The organism is Gleimia hominis, assembly GCF_002871945.2.
GTDB classification, from domain to species: domain Bacteria; phylum Actinomycetota; class Actinomycetes; order Actinomycetales; family Actinomycetaceae; genus Gleimia; species Gleimia hominis_A.
This window is the reverse complement of the sequence record NZ_CP126963.1, coordinates 777,199-797,782: the sequence shown is the minus strand read 5'-3', so window position 1 is coordinate 797,782 and position 20,584 is coordinate 777,199. Positions and strand designations below refer to the sequence as shown.

The following is a 20,584-nucleotide window of genomic DNA, read 5'->3' as shown; positions in this document are numbered from 1 at the left end:
TTTTCTCTGATGCTCGTTCTCAACTCTGGTGCGGACGTGGGATCCCCCAGGTGCGACGGTAGAAGTCCAGTTCTTTCAGCACCGCGTCGCGCATCGAATCAGCGTACCGGAACCCATGTCCCTCATGCGGATACACGTGCACTTCCACATCCGGATGCGCCTGCGCCATAGCTTCGGCCTGTGAGGCGGGCACGATCGGGTCCTGCGCGCCCTGGATTAGCAGTAGCGGCACTTTGATGGCATCGACGTGGTTCACGGGGGAACGCTCTTCCCACACGGGGTCCGAGAAGTCCGCTGACCCAACGAGCCGCTGGAGGTAGTGGGATTCGAACTTGTGGTTCTCTTCCGCCATCCGTTTCAGATCCGCGATTCCGTACAGGGACACCCCGGCGGAGAACACATCCGTGTTAATCAACGCGCACATCGCGGTGAATCCACCGGTGGCGCTGCCGCGGATCGCCACCCGCTTCGGATCGACGTCACCGCGTTCAATCAGGAACCGCGCCCCATCTGCCGCATCGGACGCGTCCATCACGCCCCAGTGCCCATTCAGGGCGCCGCGGTATTCGCGTCCCAACCCTGTGGAACCGCGGTAGTTCACTTCTAGGAGGGCAAACCCGCGGGAGGTGTAGTACTGCTCGTCTAAACGCAACCCCGGACGTGCCGCAGACGTGGGGCCAGCGTGAACCCACACAAGCAGTGGTGGTTTCTCAAGGTCCTCGCCGGTAAAGTCTCGGTTGCGCGGCGGGTAGTAGTAGCCGTACGCCGTCTGCCCATCCTGGGTGGGGAAGCTCACGGGTTCGGCATTCGACACGATTTGCGGATCCAAGTCGTCGTACATGCAGCTGCGCAGTACCGTAACTTCGGTGCCATTTACCTCAATGATCGTGTCTGGCTGCGTGGGGGAGTCAGCGAGCAGCGCCACCCGCCCGTTCGCAGCGGCCACGTTTCCGATTGGCCACCAGCCGATGTCCCAGCGTTCCAACTGGCCGTTGTCAAGCCGCATGGATCCCAGGTGCCAGTAGCCTTCTTCGCACCAGGAAACCACCAGGTGGTCTTCATCAAGGTTGTCGAAGGTGTGCAACCCAAGCTCCCAGTGAGGGCGTGAAAAAACTTTGTCTGACGGATGCAGGTGCCGGGTGCGCAGCCGGTGCATCCACGCGTCAGATGCTTCGTCCTTGTGCCACTCGAACCCTTCTGTGCGGTATAGGTTTGCCCACCCAGAAGAATCGTCCACGTGAACCAAATCGCCGGTAAGCGTCCACCGGGGTTCGTACACGCACACGTCGGGCTCATCTACGATCGCGACGTAGCCAGATACGTGCCCGTCAAAGTCTAAGGCTCCAACCAGGAGCTGCGACGTGGTCCATGGCATATTCGGATGGTTCCACGTCATCCACGCGAGCTTGGTCCCATCGGGGGACAAAGTGGGGTCCGCAACAAAATCCGTGCCTTCAAAAACCGTGTGGATCTGCTTTGGATCGCGCGCACCACTGCCGTCCAGTGGGATCGACACGAGGTAGTTACGCACCGGACCTTCCCCCGTGTGATCTTCACAAACCGCGTACACGATGTCGCGCACGGGAGCGATCTCAAAATCTCCGTAGCGGTGCTGCGACAAGTCTGTTAGCGGCACAATTCCATCTTGCGACCGCGCGGTGTCGTACAGATACACGCGGTCGTCCTTACCGTGTGAGAACACAATCCGCGTGCCATTGATCGCGTACGCTTTGCCTCCGAACTCGTGAACGCGCGTGCGCACATCAGGGAGGAATTCCCCTTCAATCATGGGCAGGACTTCTTCTACCATCCCAAGCGGGTTGCGTTTAAGCAGAACGTTACGGCCTTCCGCGGGGCGTCCTTCGACCCAAATAGTAGATTGGTCTTCCACGCGTAGTTGGGATAGTTTAACGGTCCGTTCCGTCAGATCCACCACCGTGAGGGGCGAATCCCAGCTACCGTAAGGACGCACCTTTGTCATCACTCAGTCCTCCTGCAAATCATTCCTGGCACTACATATAATTTAGCGTTTTTACTCATAAAATGTAGGGACCTTCGGATTCGCGCCGGCGGGCACACACATTAGGATAGGAGCATGTCGACAAAACCGTTTCCACGCCCAAAATCTTTGTTGCGTTCCATTGAGGGACCAGCTGACCTCAAGAAACTCACATCGGATCAGGTGGAGGAGCTGGCTGAACAGATTCGCGAATACCTCGTGCAAGCAGTGTCTGCTACCGGGGGGCACCTGGGTCCCAACCTGGGGGTCGTGGAACTAACCTTGGCGATGCACCGGGTGTTCGACTCCGGGCGCGATGCATTCGTGTTCGACACCGGCCACCAGGCGTACGTTCACAAGCTGCTGACGGGACGGCAAGATTTTTCTTCTCTGCGGCAAGAAAACGGGCTTTCCGGCTACCCATCCAGGGAGGAGTCGGAACACGATATTGTCGAAAACTCACACGCTTCCACCTCTCTTTCGTGGGCCGATGGGATCGCCCAGGCATTTGAACGCACCCACCGCGACGACCACGTGGTAGCGGTGATTGGCGACGGGGCCCTAACCGGGGGGATGCCGTGGGAAGCGTTGAACAATATTGCCGACCATTACGAAGGCAACATGGTGATAATCGTCAACGACAACGGGCGTTCTTACCAACCCACCATCGGGGGCCTCGCGCATCATCTGGATGCGCTGCGCACCTCCCAGCCTTACGAAAAGGCACTCGCGTGGGGCAAGCGGGCTTTACTTGCCGGAGGGAAACCGGGTGAAGCCGCGTTTGAAGCGTTGCACGGCATTAAGGCGGGCATGAAGGACGTGCTGTTGCCGCAAGCGCTTTTTTCAGATTTGGGGCTTAAGTACATTGGTCCGGTAGATGGCCACGACGAGGTAGCGGTCGAGTTCGCACTCACCCGGGCGAAAGCTGTGAACGAACCGATCCTCGTGCACGTCATAACCGATAAAGGGCACGGGTACGAACCGGCGATAAACGATGTGAACGACAGGTTCCATGCCGTGGGGAAAATCCATCCGGAAACCGGACTGCCAATTGCGCCCTCCAGGTTTGGGTGGACGAAAGTGTTCGCTCGCGAAATTGTGAAACTGGCGGAGCAGGACGCTTCGATAGTTGGGGTAACGGCCGCGATGATGGTGCCCGTGGGCCTCAAGTTACTGCACGACAAATATCCCAAACGCGTGATTGACGTGGGGATTGCCGAACAGCACGCAGTGACCATGTGCGCGGGCATGGCGTACGCGGGGCTGCACCCGGTGTTCGCCGTATACGCCACGTTTTTGAACCGTGCGTTCGACCAAGTGCTCATGGACGTCGCACTGCACCGCGCGGGCGTTACTTTCGTGCTGGATCGGTCTGGGATTACCGGTGACGACGGCCCGTCCCACAACGGCATGTGGGATATAGCTATGCTGTCGATCGTGCCCGGGCTGAAGCTAGCGGCTCCGCGCGATGAACAAACCCTGCAGCGGGCCCTCAAAGAAGCGGTTGCGGTAAAGGATGCGCCCACGGTTGTGCGCTACCCGAAGGGCGCACTACCCGAACCGGTTGAGTCGCGCGGCACGTTCGCGGGCGCGGACGTGCTCCTGCCCTCAGATGGGCGGGTGACCATACTCGCCACGGGCGCGTTCGCAAACCTGGGGATACAAACCGGTGAAAAACTGGGCAATGCTCGAGTTTTGGACCCGCGCTGGCTCCTGCCCGTGGAAGACGAGCTGGTGGACGCCCTAGCGGAATCGAGTGACCTGATTGTCACGCTCGAAGATGGGGTGGAAGACAACGGGTACGGCAGTGCCGTGCGCGCCGCCCTGGCCCGCAGGGGCCACTACACCCCGGTGCTGGCCCGCGGCCTGCCAAAAGAGTTCCTTCAGCACGCGAAACGCCCAGCAATCATGGAGCACCTGGGTTTGACCCCAGACGCACTGCGTGCGCAAATCCTGGAGCACCTACAGGGCCTCAAACAGCGTTAACGATAGCTGCGTGAATCTGCGCTCCCACCTGCTCTACCTGCCACGGGCGGGCCTGCAGCCGCAGCATATACTGCTCGAACTCGGGTTCCGAAAAAGCCACTTCATCCCACGCTAAAGCCCGCTGCACGCGCGGCTCCAGTAGGCGAATGGGATCCACCTGCAGCTGCTTCGCATGCGTATTCACGATTGCCCGCACGCGCTGCAAACGCGCGAACGCTTCGGGGCGGGAACCGCGCCAAGACCCGGCTTTAGGAACGAAGCCGTGCGGGTGCTTCAACCTGCGTGGGGGAAGGTCCGTATCCGACAGGGAACGGGCCCTCATGAGTGCTGACAGCCACTGCGCCGTGTACTTGCGGGTGCGGGGACGGCGCATAGCCTGTATCGAAAGCAATGCCCGCTTGTTGCGCGGCGGCTTCAGCGCGAGCCGCACCAGGGTCGCATTAGAAATCAGCCGAGTGGGGGCAATATCGTGCTCGCGCGCCACGCTTTCGCGCGTATTCCAAAGTTCACGTAAAACCGCTAGGTGGCGCCGCCCCTCCACTTTTCCGGCGCCTTTAAAGGTCCGCCACCGGTTCGGGTCACTCGGTTTAGGGGGCTGGTTCAAAATGTAGTCAAACTCCTGTTCCGCCCATTCCCAACGCCCCTGCTCGTACAGGGCGTTACCCAAGTGGTTTTGCAGTGCGGTGAGCAGCTCCACATCCAGTGCCGCGTACCGCAACCACGCGTGCGGCAAAGGGCGCCTCGACCAGTCTGACCGCTGGTGGTCCTTGTCGAGAGTGACGCCCAACGCGCGTTCACACACCGCCGCTAATCCGATTTGCTCATACCCCAGTAGTTGCGCCGCCACTTCCGTGTCAAACACCGCGGGTACCTGGAGTTTCGCCATCCGCAGGCTCTCCAAATCTTGGTCGGCCGCGTGCAGTACCCACACGGCGTTACCTAGCGCAGGGTTCAGACCGGACAGGTCCGCCAGTGCGTGGCTGTCAATCAAAAACGTGCCAACATCTTCGCGCCGGATTTGCACCAGGTACGCGGTTTCGAAATACCGGTAGCCACTGGCGCGTTCCACATCAACCGCCACCGGCATGTGTGAACGCGCGAGCCGTATGGCTGCTTGCTGCAACTGCTGCGGGGTGTCGGTTATATCCGGGGTGCCTTCGCGCGGGTGAATGATGAGCGTGGGGGTATCAGACATGCGGGACGGGCCTCGGTATATTCAACGTACTTATTGTTTGAGGAGGTTGGGCGGCGGTCGTGAAATCCGTGGGGTCAGCCGGATCAGTGGTGGCAGACATGTGTCCCAGCAAGGTGAGCCACGCGTTCACGTGCGGGGCTAAGTCGATCGCCGCGGGCGTCCACGAGCCCCGCAAATCCACGTGCGCTCGCGAACTGCGCAACTGCAACCCCCCGAACGCGTCCGCGAGCTCTCGTGTGACCGTGCCGTTCATCCTCCGCACGTTGGCTCCACACACGTCTAACGCTTCATGCGTCCAGCTCCACAGGACCTCAGACATCAAAGGATCTTGCGCTAAATCAACGTCGAACTGGGAACGCGCATGGACCACTAGCCGGGTCTTCCCACCCCACCCAGGCTGCGTATCCGGATCGTGTAAAACTACAAAACTGCCACTAGCGAGGGGAACTTCAGATATTTCCTGAGGGACAGACGCATGCAGGGCCGCGCAAAACGGGGCGATTCCTCGCGGGGCTGGCACTTCCTCCAACTGAATCTGCGGTGGGCAAACGGCGTCACGGATAGACAGCAGTGCCGAAAGGAAATCCGGTGGCACCTCGCCTGTGTTCCGCGCGCTCTTATCCACGTATCTAGGCTAGGGGCAAAACCGGGCTGGGCCGCTACGGCGCGCGGATGAAACCGGACTTAGGCTGCTAAAGTAGTCCATTGTGGACGGCGGGCCCAGCACGTGAAAGCTGCGGACACCCCGCGTGCCTGCGAACAGTATTGCCGATAAGCAACAGCAAAGTCGAAGTCACATATGGAACAAGGTACTCAAATCCAGGATAAGTTAGGAACCCGCGGGTTCGTGCCCGTCATTTTGGGTGGGGGAGTGGAAGCATACGCCATGGCCCGCCAGTTCAACGACTTGGGGTGCGAGCGGGTTATCTGCATTTCCTCGGCGCCATCGCAGTTGGTTAAACTAAGCCGGTTTATTGAACTGGAACCTATTGAAAACGGTCTAGACCCCAGCTGCGTGGTTGAAACACTGACGAATCTGAGTGCCCGGTACGCGCCCGCGAAGCTAGCGGTGATCACTAACGGTGACGAGCAGGTGGAGAACCTGATTGGGATCCGCGCCGAGCTACCAAAAACCTGTGAGCTCGCGATTCCCTCCCGGGAAGTATTGGAAGAAGTGTCGAATAAGGCGCGTTTTAAACGCGTGTGTGAGCGCGCGGGGATCGCCACGATTGCTTTTGAGGCGGTGGAACCAGCCGCTTTTTCGGCCACCCAGTTGACGTTCCCGATTGTTGCTAAACCCGCGGTTTCCGCCGAGTTTTCCGCCATCCAGGTACCAGATAAGAAGAAGGTGTACTACCTGCAGACCCCGGCGGAACTTGCGGACCTGATGAAACAGTTGGCGGACGCGGGGTACCCCGGTGAGTTCGTGTTGGAAGAGTACATTCCCGGGGACGACGCGCAGCTGCATTCGATCACCGCTTATATTTCGCGCGGTGGAGCGGTGACGATGCTGGCGCACGCGCAGGTGGCGCTGCAAGACCACCGGCCGTCCCTGGTTGGTAACCCCGTAACCATGGTCACCTCCCCGCAGTACGACCTGTTTGACGCTGCGGAACGGTTCTTCCAGCAGATTGATTACGAGGGGTTCGCAAACTTTGACGTAAAAGTTGATCCGCGCACCGGCACCCCGTATTTTTTGGAACTTAACCCACGGATTGGTCGCAACAGTGGTTACGTCCAAGGTGGGGGCGTGAACGCGATGGGTGTGTTCGTGGACGACGTGATTCACGGGCGCCGCGGCGGCAGGAAAGTGGCGCAGCGGGAGCTGATCTACTCGCTGGTCCCCCTGTCGATTGCGCAAAAGCATCTGCACAACCCACAGTTGCGGGCGCGGTTCAAGCAGCTTCGTCAGCAGCGGAAGGTGTTTAACCCACTGCGTAATCCGCGCGAGAAACTACTTGCGCGCGACGCTTTCTTATTGGCGCGTGACCTGCACCTGCAGAAAGTGTTCCACGACTATCCGCCGGCCGAACTTTAGCTGTCAAACGGGTGGCCGGCGAAGGATTCCGAGCGGTAAACGATGGCGCTCCCGGGGGTGAAGGCGCCGTCCCACTGCGCTAGAACCTCAACTGCATCACTTGGGGTTGGCTGCTTGGTTTGCCCAAAGTTAACGCTCACGCACAGGCCGTTGTCGTGGCTCATGGTCAATACGTCACCGTCCCACTGCACCTGCACGGGCAGGCCGGAGTGAACGTGGGTGGAGCGCAGGGCAATCAGCTTCCGGTACCATTCGAGCATGCGTTTTGCCCGCTCATCGGTGGGAGCGGGCCAGTCCAGTTTGGACTCCAGGAATGTTTGCCGACTCGTCGGGTCCGGCACCTGCACGTCCTTCCCGTATAGTTCCGCCCACCCGTGGGCAGAGAACTCTTTTTGCCGCCCCTGCCGCATCGCCTGCTTCATCTGCTCGTCATCTTCTTGGTCAGAAAAGAACAGGAACGGCCCCTTCGAACCCCATTCTTCGCCTTGGAACAGCATTGGGGTGTAGGAGCTTAGTATCACCAGTGCCGCCTGGGCGGCTAACTGGGCGTCCGACAGGACGCGTGAGGGCCGATCGCCCAACGCCCGGTTCCCCACCTGATCGTGGTTTTGACTAAATGCCACAAACCGGGTGCGGTCCAGGGAATCGTCAACGGGATGGCCCCACACTTGCCCGCGGAAAGACGAGTACGTTCCCGCGTGGAAAAACACGTTCTCAAACGCGCGTTTAACCGCCCCGCGCTGCGCAAAGTCAGAGTAGTACCCCTGCGACTCTCCAGTGAACAAACTGTGCAGGCTGTGGTGCAAGTCGTCGTCCCACTGCCCGTCCATTCCCAAACCACCCCTGTCGGTTGGGGTCACCATCTTCACGTTGTTGAGGTCCGATTCAGCAATCAGCGTGAGCGGGGCGCCTAACTGCTGCTCCAACTGCTTCACCCGGTCGGAAAGCTCCGCGAGGAAGTGCTTTTCCGAATCGTCAACGAGGGCGTGCACCGCGTCAAGACGCAGGCCGTCCACGCCCATTTCCTCAAGCCAATAAACCGCAGTATCCATCAAAAACTGCCGCACGTGAGTGCGATTGCGGCCATCGAGGTCAAACGCGGGTCCCCACGGGGTCTCATGCTTTTGCGAATAGTAATCCGCCAGCTGCGCAATGTAGTTACCGACGTTGCCGAAGTGGTTTAAAACCAAATCCAAACACACCGCCAAGCCGAGTTCGTGGGCGGCGTCAATAAAGCGGCGCATGCCATCCGGGCCTCCGTAGGGCTCGTGCACCGCCATCAGTGACACTCCGTCGTACCCCCACCCGAACTCGCCGGGGAAGGGGGCGACCGGCATCAGTTCCACCACCTGTACGCCCAGTTCGGCCAGGGCGGGCAGTTTCTCAATCGCCGCGTCAAACGTGCCCTCAGGGGTAAACGTCCCCACGTGCAGTTCGTAAAACACTTTTCCCAACAGGGTGAATCCAGCTGGCTTTGGCCGCTGCCCCGGATCCCACTGCTGAGCGGGCCCGTGCACCCCATCGGGCCGGCGCAGTGCCCGCGGATCTGCAACCGGATCCGCCCCATCCACACTGTAGGCGTAGCGCGCGCCCGCGGGCACCGCCCGGTCAGAGAACCACCAGCCGTGCTTGTCCGCATACATGTCGTAGCGGTACCCATCCAGCACTAACTCCACCGTCTTCGCTTTCGGGCAGTAGACGGGGACGCGGCTGCGTTCCAACTTATTGCTCATCGTTAAGATCCTCTCGCACTAGTATGGCAACTGGTTCCCCACCGAGCACATCGCGGATCAGGGTCTGCCCACCTTCGAGCACGGAACCACCCCCGAGCGGCTCCCACCGGCCCGGTGGCAGCAACACGGTGGCGTCCTGCCAGCCGCCCAGCCGTGTGAGGGAAACCTCTAGCCGCTGCGCTAGCAGCAGCACCGCGGGCTCGTCATCCAAACACCGGGCGAACGCGATGCAGTGGCCCGAAGAAGCGGGGAGGGGTTCGTAACCCGCCCGGTCGGACACGAATACTTCCGGCATGCGCGCCCGCAGCCGCACCAGCTGCGTGGTCAGCGCTAACTTACGCGCATCTATCGTGTCGGCGTGCGTATCTAGCGTGCGCAGGGCCTCAAAATCTACTGGCCGCCGGTTGTCGGGGTCCACCAGGGACGTACTCGTGATTTCACTGCCCTGATAAATATCCGCCACCCCAGGTGCCATCAGCTGCACCGCCTTGTTGACGAGAATCAGGTTGTTCACCACGTCGCGCGTCGACTCGAGCCATTCATCCAGCAGGGCTACGGTCTGCTCGTTTTCAATGATTTGCGTGGCAAAGTCCAGGAACTCCTGCTCCCGCTCCTTATTCGCGTTTGTCCAGTCGGTCCATTCTTTTTGCTCTCGAATTGCTTTAATGAGGTACTGGCGCAGTCTCTGCGGGGTGATCCGGTCGGTGTCCGCCCAGGTGCCGACGATGGTTTGCCACATGAGGTTCTCTGCGCGCCCATCCACGCGGGCGGGCCGGAAGTGTGCGGACACGTGCCGCAGCTGGGTCAGCACCGCCACCCACTCGTCTGCTTTTTGCGACAGGACACTGATGCGCGCCCGCACGTCTTCGCTCCGTTTCGTGTCGTGCGTGGAGCCGCACGTCATGGTCGCCGGCCAGTTCGAGGCCACGTGCTGGCAGAACGCGTGGAAGTGGTCTAGGTCCAAGCCGAATACGTCTGGGGCGCCACCTACTTCGTTTAGGCTCAGCAGGTGTGTCCACCGGTAGAACGTGGTGTCTTCCACGCCCTTGGCTTGCACGGCTCCGCACACTTGTTGGAACCGGATAATCACCTCTTTGCGCCGCGGATCCGTGGGGATCAACCCTGCGGATCCCACTTCGTCCCCGAGCACGAGTGCGACGATCACGTCCATCGTGTCACTGAGGTCGTCGTCGAGTTTCTTGCGCGCCACCGCCGCGGTATGCTCCACGACCTCACGGGAAATCTGCGGGGGATTCTGACCGGGCACCACGTACGCGCGGTAGCGGTCCATGTCGATCACCAGTTGCCGCAGGCAGTCCACGAGCCCGCGGAACGTGTGGTCACGCAACCGCACGTCTTCTTGACAGATCCCCCAAATGACCGAGCCGAGGCGGCGGATTTCTGCCGACAGTGACGTGTCGACGATCTGGGATTTCGCGGCCGCCGTCATGGCTTTCAAATCGGATGGGGAATCACCGGCGATCTCACTCATCACCGCCCCCATCGGCATGAGGCCGCGCGGTTCCACGTTCAAAGCGTGAATCCGCCATGCCGTGTCGTAACCGGTGGTTCCGGCCACCGCCCAATCAGCCGGTAGAGTCTCGTCGCCCTCCAAGATTTTTTCCGCAACGACCCACGCGCCCCCGGTCGCGTCCCACAGGCGGTTGAAATATTCCCGAGGGTCCGCGAGCCCATCCGGGTGGTCCACGCGGAACGCGTCTATGAACCCGCGGTTGAACAGGTCGATCAGCAGTGCGTGCGTGGCGTTGAACACTTCTTCGCGTTCCACGCGCAGACCCGCGAGGGTACCCACGTCAAAGAAACGCCGGTAATTCAGCTCTTCGGAACTGACTTTCCAGTGCGCCAACCGGTAGTGCTGGCGTTCCACCAGGACGGCGAGGGGCAGGGACTCCGTGCCTTTCGCGACGGGGAACACGTGGTCGTAGTACTTCAATACCCACTGGGGGCCGTACTGCGGCTCACTGGGAATCACCATTTGGGTGAGTTCCAGTTCTTGATCCGACAGCACCTGGCCGATGCGTTTACCTAGGATCGGCATGAGGATGGGGGAGTCTAACTCCACGTCAAACCAGTGTTTGAACGCGGAATCAGGCCCGTGTTTAAGCACCGACCACATGGGTTTGTTATGCCAAACCGGGGTGGGCACTGCCATGTGGTTGGGCACCACGTCGACCACCAGGTACATGCCGAGTTCGTGCACGCGGTTCGCGAATGCCTCGAACCCTTCACGCCCACCCAACGGAGTAGAAACGTGCGTGTGGTCCACCACGTCGTAGCCGTGAGTGGAACCTGGGGCGGCTTGCAAAATGGGGGAGACGTACACGTCCGTTATCCCCAGTTCAGCCAGGTAGTCTAAGGTCTTAGTGGCGGCGGCGAAATCGAACTCGGGCGTCAGCTGCAGCCGGTAGGTTGTTACCGGGGTGCGCCGCTCAGCGCGGGGTAAATGCGGGTGTTTAGTACTCACTTCTTGTCTCCTTCGCGGCAGCTGCGCAGCACAATCATCGACCGGGCGGTCACATCCACCGACCCTTCAGCCTCGTAGGTCGCCTCGTCAGCGTCGTTTGCGGTGTTTATACACGTGTGCCACTCGTGCCCATACGTCTGGTCTGGGAGCTTGAACTCAATCTCTTCAGGGGCGGCGTTAATGAGCAGGAGGAAATCGTCGTCCACAATGCTCCGACCCTTCTCGTCTGGCTCGTGGATCCCTAAACCGTTGAGGAAAATCATGGTTGAACGCGCCCACGCTTGTTCCCATTCCTCATCCGTCATGTGCTGCGCCCCCGGGGTGAACCATTCGATTTCCCCCAGGTCAGATTCCCCACCGCGCCGGGGAGCACCAGCGAAGAAACGGCGTCTTCGGAACACGGGGTGGTGGGCACGCAACTGCACCACGCGGTCTGCGAACTCCAGGAGTTGTTCCTGTTCCTCAGACAAATTCCAATCTACCCACGCGAGCTCATTATCCTGACAATACGTGTTGTTATTGCCCTGCTGGGTGCGCCCCATTTCGTCCCCATGCGAAATCATTGGCACTCCTTGGGAAACCATGAGGGTAGTTAGGAAGTTCCGGTGCTGACGCAAACGCAGTGCCCGCACCTGCTCGTCATCCGTTGGCCCTTCTACCCCGCAGTTCCAAGACCGGTTATTGTCGTTACCGTCGCGGTTGTCTTCCCCGTTGGCTTCATTGTGCTTCTCGTTGTAAGAAACCAGGTCCCGCATTGTGAACCCGTCGTGAGCGGTGACGAAGTTAATCGACGCGATCGGGGTGCGTCCAGAGTGGGCATACAGGTCCGCGGACCCCGCGATTCTGGAGGCGAACTTAGGCAGGGAAGAGAACTCGCCGCGCCAAAAATCGCGGACCGTATCGCGGTACTCCCCGTTCCACTCGGTCCACAGCGGGGGAAAGCCCCCCACCTGGTAGCCGCCCTCACCAATATCCCACGGTTCCGCAATGAGCTTCACCTGCGAAATAATCGGATCCTGATGGATCAACTCGAAAAACGCGGATAGGCGATCGACCTCATGGAACTGCCGGGCCAAAGTGGAGGCCAAGTCGAAACGGAACCCATCCACGTGCATTTGACTCACCCAGTAGCGCAGCGAATCCATAATTAGCTGCAAAACCGCCGGTGAGCTCATCAGCAAGGAATTCCCCGTGCCAGTCGTGTCAAAATAGTGGGCCTTGTCGTCGTCCACAAGCCGGTAGTACGCGCTGTTATCAATGCCGCGCATCGACAGGGTAGGGCCCATGTGGTTACCTTCCGCGGTGTGGTTGTACACCACGTCCAAGATCACCTCTATGTCCGCGTCGTGCAGGGTCTTAACCATTTGTTTGAACTCCTGCACTTGCTGCCCGTCGTTGCCGTACGCTGCGTACGCGTTGTGGGGTGCAAAGAACCCAATCGTGTTGTACCCCCAGTAGTTCGCCAACCCTTTTTCTTGCAGGTGCGAGTCATTCACAAACTGGTGGCACGGCATCAACTCCACCGCGGTGATCCCTAGTTTCTTCAAGTGTTCAACCACCGCGGGGTGGGCCATTCCAGCGTAGGTGCCACGCAGTTCCTCAGGCACATCCGGATGGTTAATCGTCATGCCTTTCACGTGCGTTTCGTAAATAACGGTGTTGTGGTATTCGTGGGCGGGCGCGCGGTCGCGCCCCCAGTCGAAAAATGGGTTGATAACCACGGACAGCATCGTGTCGGGCGCGGAATCTGCGTCGTTGCGTTCATCCGGGTTGTCGAAGTGGTAAGAATACAGGGATTCGGCGGGTTTAACTTCGCCGTCGATCGCTTTTGCGTACGGGTCGAGTAACAGTTTCGACGGGTCACAGCGGTGCCCGTTTTGCGGGTCGTACGGCCCGTACACGCGGTACCCGTAGCGTTGTCCGGGTTGGATTCCCGGGATGTAGGTGTGCCACACGTCGGCATCTACTTCGGTGAGGGCAATGCGTTGCTCAACGCGGTTTTCATCCAGCAGGCACAGTTCAACTTTTTCTGCTACGGATGAGAATAAAGCGAAGTTCGTACCGGATCCGTCGAAGGTAGCTCCGAGTGGGTAAGGTTCTCCAGGCCATATCTGCATATTTCTACACTGCCAGATTTATTTGGGTTTTACCTGATTATCAGCTTGCGTTTCGGGGAGGCCCCACAGGTGGGTTTCGCACAGTTCCACTTCCACCAGGTCACCGGGCAGCACCCCCTCGTCCCGACCGGTCGCGGCGTACACCACTCCCGCTTCAGTTTCTATGCTCGTGAGGAAGTGGTTGCCTCGATAAGTATTTTTCAGCACTTGCCCCACGTTTCTGTGAAGTCCGTGGCGTGCGCTCGCGTTCGTGCGGTGGATCCTTACTGCGTTCTCGTAGCCGCACACGAGCACGTGATGCGTACCGGTTGGAGCCGCGGCCGTGGGGATCGTGATGCTTTGGCCCAGAAGCGTTCCTCGCGCACTGCATTGTCCCCACGAGTCCGTTTTGATAGTGGCTTGCATCTTGAGGAACGTGCGTGCTCCCATATGGCGGGCAATATTCGCGGTTGCGGGGTAATCGTGAATGTCCTCCGGGTAATCATCTTGTAAGAGTTCACCCGCTTCGAGGTAAATGATGCGTGTGGCTAAGCTCATGGCCTCCCGAATATCGTGGGTGACGTACAGGGTGGCGCAGTTCATGCGGGTATGGACGCGGGCGATTTGGTAGCGCAGAGAGCGGGCGGCCATGGTGTCCACGTGGGCGAGGGGCTCGTCGAACGCCATCACCAGGGGCCTGCGCACGAGGGCCCGAGCGAGCGCTACTTTTTGCCGCTCCCCGGTGGAAAGGTGCCGCGGATACCGGTGCGCCAAATGGTCGATCTCCATGCTGGTGAGCGCCACCGCCACTTGCTCGCGGGGCGTGGGATCGGCGCGTTCGGTGGACACGGCGAACGCGACATTCTGCTCGACCGTCATATGCGGAAACAGCCCCGCATCATCCATCACCAGGGAGGTTTGGCGCTGTTCCGGAGCGCGTTTAGTGACGTCGCGGTCTCCGATTACGATGCGGCCGTTAGACACGCGTTCCAACCCGCAGATAGCGCGCAGTAGCGTGCTTTTCCCAGCGCCCGCAGGGCCGAGCACGGCGACGAACTCACCGGGGTCCACGCGCAGAGACAGGTGCAGCAAGGTGCGGCCACGGCGGTTTACTCGAACGTTCTCCAGGTGCAACAGGCTCATTGTTTCTTTGCAGCTCCTATTCTGGTAACTGCCCACGTGAGTATCACCACGGTTCCCACGGCGAGCAGTACGGTCGCCAGAGAAGTCCCCGCTTGCGCGTAAGCCGAGTGATCCACCATTGCGTACAAGCGCGGAATCAACACGGGTACTTGCGGGGAGGTAACCCAGATGAGTGGCGCAACCATCACCGTGGACAGGGCAACGACGATTGCGGTACCACCCACAGTAAAGAACCGAATGCGCGGGAGCACGCACGCGGCGATTGCCCGCCACTTTGAAGCCCCCAGCACCCGCGCAGTCGTTATTACCCGCGGGTCAATGGTCGCTACTGTGAGCCTCACGAGGGCGTACACGACTGGGATCGATAGGGACGCAAATGCCGCCAAGATAACCAAGGTTGCGCCCACCCGGGAGGTGGGAAACGCCAGTGGGGAACGCGGACCGTAAGCAAACGCGAGCGAGGTGCCGATCGTGGCGCCCGGAACCATGAGCAAACTAGCGAACAGGACATCCACAACGGTTCGAAACCGCTGCTGTGCCAGCAGCCCAATCCACGCTACCAGCGCGGCCACCAGCAAAGCTACTAAGGCCAGTAGCACAGTAGTGATGATCTCACTCACCCGGTGGCCGCCGCCGCGCTGGGCCAAAGCGAGTATCAAACCTATTTCGACCAAACCCACCAGAGCAACCCCGATGGTCGGTACCGCCCGCACACCTTTGGGAGTACCCACCGGTCTAGACGGCACCGCATTCAAAGACCACCGCAACCGGCGCAACCACCGGGCGAACTCCGGTTCCAAATGACGCACCAGCCCCGCAGCCACCAAAAGCACCAGCAGACACGCAAACCCGAGCACTAACGCGAGTAGGGCCGCAGTGCGCTGCGAACCAAACCCCGAGATTTGCAACCACAGCAGCATCCCCACGTGGCTCACATCTGCCCCCACAACCGAAGGGGTGAGCGGATCCGAAATCGTGAACACGAGCGTGAGCAACATAGCAGGGAGGCAACCCAAAAACAGTTGCCGCCCATAGGCGAGCCGCGCCAAGCGGAACCCGCGAACCCCAAGCATACGGGCAGCATCCACCACCCGCTCATCCACCGACCCCAAAGCCAACCGAGCAAAAAAGTAAGCCAGCGGCACGTACGCAAACAGGGACGCAACAATAAATAAAGGCAGGCCCCGCAGCAACGCGTTACTGGGCGACGTGCGCACCCACGCGCCCGCAGGTCCAATAGCCGCGCGGATCAACGCGGCGTGAATAAACGGCGGAAACAAAACCGGCAAAAGGATCAGCGCATCCAAGCAAATGCGCGTCCGATTCGAAACCCACCGGCTCCCCAGGGCAGCGCCCGCACCCAACACTGCCGCACAAACTGCAATCGCAAAACAAACTATAAGCGAAGTGAGCGCGGACCTAAACACCAACCCGGTAGGAAACCGCAGGCCCTCCCGCCCCGGCGCTAAAGCGGTGAACAGCAAAGCGCCAAACGGAACCACGTAAACAAAAGCCAGCGTGGCAGCCACAACCCCCACCGCGCCCGCACGCACCGTGGCCCGGCCCACTCGGACACAACTACTAGCGAATGACACCACCTCGGATCACCCACCCAATCGTTCCAACTCGAACCAGCTGAGCCACCCGTCGCGCTCGCGGCTAGCCCGGTTTGGGGAAATATCGTAAACCCTGTAGTGCGCAGTTTCTAAAACCTTGCTCAAGGAAGCTGGGTACCCTTCCCGCACCGGTGTTTGCCCAGCAGAAATGACGATGCGCTGCCCCTGCTCGGAGGTGAGCCAGCGCAAAAATGCGCGGGCATGCTGCGCATTACGCGCTCCCTCCAGGACGGCCCCACCCCCAACTTCAAACGTGGTTCCCTCAGCCGGGACGCGTTGAAGAAGCGGCTGTTCAGGAGTGCTTGCCTCCCGGCAGTACGGGGAAAACGAAATGGCAACCGCAGCTTCTCCCAGTGCGGCTACGGATGCGGGGGAGGTACCGGAGTTCGTCCACCGCCCGACGTTGTCGTAAATGCGATTCAGGTGCGGCTTTGCCCGGCCCTCAAACGAAGCACTTATAGCCAGCAGCGCGCGATACCCCGTGCCGGACGCCAGTGGGGAAGGGGCCGAGATCCATCCGGCGAACTTCGGGTCCTCCAAATCTACCCACGATGTGGGGGTGGGCAGGTGGTTGCGCGCTAGCACCTGCGGGTTGTAACACACGGTGAGCATAGACGCGTAGATCCCGACCCAGTGCGAGGTTTTGAATCGCGCGGGGATACTCTCAGTGCTGTCCGCGCGGGCGAGGAGATTTTCGTGGGATGCCACTTCGTAGTTCTCTGCCGGGCCTCCAACCCAAATGTCAAACTCGCGCGCACCTCCCACGCGCACTCGTGCAAGCGCTTGCGCTGTCGGTAGGCGCACAAACCGGGTTTGCACCCCAGTTTCCCGTTCGAATGCGCGCACCCACGCTTCGCACACTCCCTCCTCATTAGAACAAAGCACATTCAAAGAAGGGGGGCTGCACGCCGCTAGTGAGCACGTGACCAACATTAGGCTGATCGCGCACAGCAGCTCGAGCAACCGTTTCCAGTGAAGCGGTTTGGGGCTCGCAAGCAAAGTGGTGGAATGGGTGCGCATACTATACAGTTTAGGGCTTGATTCAGGTAGCGTGAATTACTTGAGGCCCGCCGCACCCGGTGGGTGAGAGCAGGCCTCAAAAGGGAATAAACTCTAGCGCTCCTGGGCGGCTTTAACCGCTTGTTGCCGGGCCATGAGTTTCTTTTCAGAACGACCCACGATAGCGAACAATAGGACCGTCAAAATCGAGAACGCGATGAAAATAATGAACGTCACGTTCCAACCGAAGTTGTGAACGATAATCCCCACGCCGGTGGAGGCCAAAGTGGCGCCCAACAGGTAGCCGAACAGGCCGGTGAAGCCCGCGGCGGTGCCCGCCACGTTGCGTGGGGACAAGTCGATTGCTTGCAGCCCAATGAGCATCACTGGGCCGTAAATCAGACCGCCAATTAGACCCACGAACGTGATGAGAATCCACATTGGAGTGCCAACGGGGGAGAGCCAGTACGCGAGAATCGCCAGCGCAGTTGCGACCGTGAAGAATATGCCAGCGCCACTGCGGTAGCCTTTGAAGACTTTGTCGGACATCCACCCGCACACGAGGGTGCCGAGAATTCCGGCGAGTTCGAACGCGGCGAAACCAGCGAGCCCGGAACCGATTTCGGCGTGGTGCTGCTCCGCCAGGTATACGGAAATCCAGTTGAGCACCCCGTAGCGCAGTGCGTAGACGAACACGTTTGCAACCGCGAGCATAACGATCGTGGGGTTGGTGAGCACGTGTTTGAAGATCATTTCTTTTGCCGACAGTTTCTGCGGGTCTTTGATCTCCACTTTTGCGGGGTCGTTGCGGTATTCCTCAATGGTGGGTAGGCCCACTGATTCAGGGGTATCGCGGATAACGAGGAATGCGAATAGGGCGACTACGAGCGCGACGACGGCGGGGAGCCAGAATGCGGCGCGCCAGTTGTTGGAAGTCCAGGACAGGCCGACACCAATGATGAACGGCAGTGCTCCTGCCCCCACGTTGTGTGCCGTGTTCCAAATGGAGGTTTTCTACCCGCGTTCGTTTGTGGAGAACCAGTGGACGAGCACGCGGCCGCACGGGGGCCAGCCCATGCCTTGGAACCAGCCGTTGAGGAACATGGCGGTGGCGAACAAGCCAACGGTCGCGGTGATCCACGGTACGAACGCAACCAGCAGGTTCATTACCGCAGAAAGGGCTAGGCCAATGGGGAGGAAGTATCGGGCGTTCGCGCGGTCCGAAACCATTGCGGAGAAGAATTTTGACAACCCGTAGGCGAAGAGCACGGCGTTTGCGATTATGCCGATACCGATTTTGTCGATCCCAGTATCGTTCATGAGTAGCGGTGCGATCGCAGAAATATTGTTGCGAATCAAGTAGAAACCCGCGTACCCGAAGAAGATTCCCATGAATACTTGGAAACGCAACCGGGGGTAGAGCCGGTTAACTTCTTCTTCTGATTTCCGCGGGGCGGGTTTCGGCGCTGCAAGCCAGCTGAGGGCAGATCCGGACGCCATGCGAACTCCTTTGTGCGAATAATGTGAATGGTTTACATTCACACTCTGGTATACGCGCGCCGCCCAGGTCCGCTGGGACGGTAACAGTTGGTAACAGCCCTGTTACCAAACGTATGCCGCCCTGAATATAGCTTGAGGGGCGGGTGGTGGTTACCGGCCCGGCTCTGTACCCGCTACCAGGGCGTATCCACGGTTACGCACGGCCACGATGTGCGCATCCACGGCTGCGTCGGTGAGTTTTTTGCGCAGGCGGTAAACCGTGGTTTTGACCATGTTCCGACCCCCGTAGTGCGCGGTGGTGTTCCACACTTCGTTGATGAGTTCGCGCACGCTAACCAGTTCGCCACCACGGCGCATGAGGGCTGCGAGGAGGCGGGTTTCAGTTTCGCTTAAAGCCAGGCGGGTGCTGCCCACCCACGCGGTAGACCCGGGGGCTATGCGCAGGTTTCCCATTGTGAGTTCATGTGCCGCAGCTGCCGGATCTTGGTTTCGGGCAAGTAGTTTGCGGGCGCGTAGCGCTAGTTCGCGTGGGGAGAAGGGTTTCACCAGGTAGTCGTCCGCTCCGGCTTCTAGACCGATGATCCGGTCTGTCGATTCCCCCAGGGCGGTCAGCATGAGGATTGGCACGGGGGCTTGTGCCCGCATGCGTTTGCACAGGGTGATTCCTGAAATGTCCGGCAGCATGAGGTCTAGGATCACGAGGTTGAATGCGTGCCTGCGAAACTCAAGCCACGCATTGTGCCCGTCTGTTGCTTCGAGGCTGGTGATGCCTTCGGTGGAGAGGGCGAACGTGACGATTTGCCGGATTTGAATTTCATCGTCCACCACGAGTGCTAGCGGTTCCACCAGCGCCTCCTATTAGAGGGATTGCGGGGGAGAAGTATTTGCATGAGGGTCCCGCGGCCGGTGAGTGTGTCTATGCGCAGCTGCCCGCCGTGGCGTTCAACGATCAACTGGACGATGCTCATACCTAAACCGTAGCCGGCGCGAGTGATGTAGCGCGCGGTCCCCTGCGGGGAAGACGTGAAGGAGCTAGTGGTGCTGGTAGCGCTAGCGTCGGTAACTGGGTCTACGCGCACAAACGGGACGACGATTAGTTCGCGTTCATGCGGGGTCATGCCCGCCCCCTGGTCTGCGACTTCAATGATCGCATGCGTTGGTGACGGGTAAGTGCGCACTGTTACGGGGGCGCCCCCACTGTGGCGGACCGCGTTGTTAAGAAGGTTCCAAACCAGTTGCCGCAAAAGTGCTTTGTCGGCGCGGATTGTGAGTGCCTGCCCGGGGTCCGTCACTTCAATGGGGGTGTCCGTGATTAACCGCAGTTCGTTTGCGCTTGCCCGCACGAGTTGGCGCAAATCCAGTGGCTGGGTTTGGATTTGGAAGTTCTTTGATTGGAGGCGCTGGTTCGTTAGGAAGTCTTCCGCCATGGCGCTGATGCGCGACACGTTGTCGTCAACGGTGTGCCACAACTGCCGTTGTTTTTCGGAGAAGTTAGATGAGTTACTGGCGATTAACTCTAATGATCCTTGGATGAGTGCGAGCGGGGTGCGGATCTCGTGGGTTAGAATCTGTGAATTATCTAACTGTGCAGGGGTGTGGTTGCTGCGGTGGAGGCTACTTGTGCGTCGGCGGTTAGGAGGCAGTGTCGGGCTCGCTATTATCGAAGAAAATAGGCGGTTGACCCCGAGCGTGCACGCGGCTCCGAGAATAAAACCGGTGACCACCAGCAGGACATTAGTTACCATCGTCACTTCCTTTTAGATTGGCACCAACCTCGAGTGTAGCTGCTCAGTT

General features: G+C 59.8%; 13 protein-coding genes and 1 pseudogene. 2 read left to right on the top strand and 12 right to left on the bottom strand.

Annotation, left to right across the window (positions count from 1 at the left end):
• Positions 1-19: 19 nt before the first annotated feature.
• A complete protein-coding gene (locus CJ187_RS03595) occupies positions 20-1,981 on the bottom strand; it encodes an alpha/beta hydrolase family protein (RefSeq protein ID WP_233187273.1) in 1,962 nt (653 codons plus the stop codon).
• 114 nt (positions 1,982-2,095) lie between these two features.
• Between CJ187_RS03595 and dxs the strand changes: the two genes are divergently transcribed.
• On the top strand, positions 2,096-3,985 hold the full coding sequence (gene dxs, locus CJ187_RS03590; protein WP_102215719.1) for a 1-deoxy-D-xylulose-5-phosphate synthase: 1,890 nt from the start codon (positions 2,096-2,098) through the stop codon (positions 3,983-3,985).
• Here the strand turns inward: dxs and CJ187_RS03585 are convergent.
• A complete protein-coding gene (locus CJ187_RS03585; RefSeq protein ID WP_102215720.1) occupies positions 3,972-5,180 on the bottom strand; it encodes a ribonuclease D in 1,209 nt (402 codons plus the stop codon). The two genes, dxs and CJ187_RS03585, sit on opposite strands and share 14 nt — an antisense overlap.
• On the bottom strand, positions 5,173-5,805 hold the full coding sequence (locus CJ187_RS03580) for a DUF3000 family protein (RefSeq protein WP_102215721.1): 633 nt from the start codon (positions 5,803-5,805) through the stop codon (positions 5,173-5,175). The genes CJ187_RS03585 and CJ187_RS03580 overlap by 8 nt, the downstream gene beginning before the upstream one ends.
• A gap of 174 nt (positions 5,806-5,979) precedes the next feature.
• On the opposite strand from CJ187_RS03580, the gene CJ187_RS03575 reads away from it, so the two are divergent.
• The gene (locus tag CJ187_RS03575; protein ID WP_102215722.1) at positions 5,980-7,218 is read left to right on the top strand and encodes a hypothetical protein; all 1,239 of its coding nucleotides are present in this window, start codon (positions 5,980-5,982) and stop codon (positions 7,216-7,218) included.
• Here the strand turns inward: CJ187_RS03575 and treZ are convergent.
• The 9 genes and pseudogenes from treZ to CJ187_RS03530 form a co-directional block, all read right to left on the bottom strand.
• Entirely contained in the window at positions 7,215-8,951 is a 1,737-nt protein-coding gene (gene treZ / locus CJ187_RS03570; RefSeq protein WP_102215723.1) for a malto-oligosyltrehalose trehalohydrolase, read from the bottom strand. The genes CJ187_RS03575 and treZ overlap by 4 nt on opposite strands.
• Positions 8,941-11,436 carry a malto-oligosyltrehalose synthase gene (treY, locus tag CJ187_RS03565; protein ID WP_102215724.1) on the bottom strand — a complete coding sequence of 832 codons (2,496 nt, stop codon included), beginning with the start codon at positions 11,434-11,436 and terminating at the stop codon, positions 8,941-8,943. Before treY ends, treZ begins: the two co-directional genes overlap by 11 nt.
• On the bottom strand, positions 11,433-13,553 hold the full coding sequence (gene glgX, locus CJ187_RS03560) for a glycogen debranching protein GlgX (protein ID WP_102215725.1): 2,121 nt from the start codon (positions 13,551-13,553) through the stop codon (positions 11,433-11,435). The genes treY and glgX overlap by 4 nt, the downstream gene beginning before the upstream one ends.
• A gap of 18 nt (positions 13,554-13,571) precedes the next feature.
• Positions 13,572-14,675 carry an ABC transporter ATP-binding protein gene (locus CJ187_RS03555; protein WP_102215726.1) on the bottom strand — a complete coding sequence of 368 codons (1,104 nt, stop codon included), beginning with the start codon at positions 14,673-14,675 and terminating at the stop codon, positions 13,572-13,574.
• On the bottom strand, positions 14,672-16,270 hold the full coding sequence (locus CJ187_RS03550; protein WP_284667935.1) for an ABC transporter permease subunit: 1,599 nt from the start codon (positions 16,268-16,270) through the stop codon (positions 14,672-14,674). Before CJ187_RS03550 ends, CJ187_RS03555 begins: the two co-directional genes overlap by 4 nt.
• A 9-nt stretch (positions 16,271-16,279) precedes the next feature.
• Positions 16,280-17,224, bottom strand: coding sequence for an extracellular solute-binding protein (locus tag CJ187_RS03545; RefSeq protein WP_269843579.1), 945 nt, complete (start codon positions 17,222-17,224; stop codon positions 16,280-16,282).
• 180 nt (positions 17,225-17,404) lie between these two features.
• A pseudogene (locus tag CJ187_RS03540) lies at positions 17,405-18,682 on the bottom strand (MFS transporter).
• 258 nt (positions 18,683-18,940) lie between these two features.
• A complete protein-coding gene (locus CJ187_RS03535) occupies positions 18,941-19,636 on the bottom strand; it encodes a response regulator transcription factor (protein WP_102215729.1) in 696 nt (231 codons plus the stop codon).
• Positions 19,624-20,535 carry a sensor histidine kinase gene (locus CJ187_RS03530; RefSeq protein WP_102215730.1) on the bottom strand — a complete coding sequence of 304 codons (912 nt, stop codon included), beginning with the start codon at positions 20,533-20,535 and terminating at the stop codon, positions 19,624-19,626. Before CJ187_RS03530 ends, CJ187_RS03535 begins: the two co-directional genes overlap by 13 nt.
• Positions 20,536-20,584 lie beyond the last annotated feature (49 nt).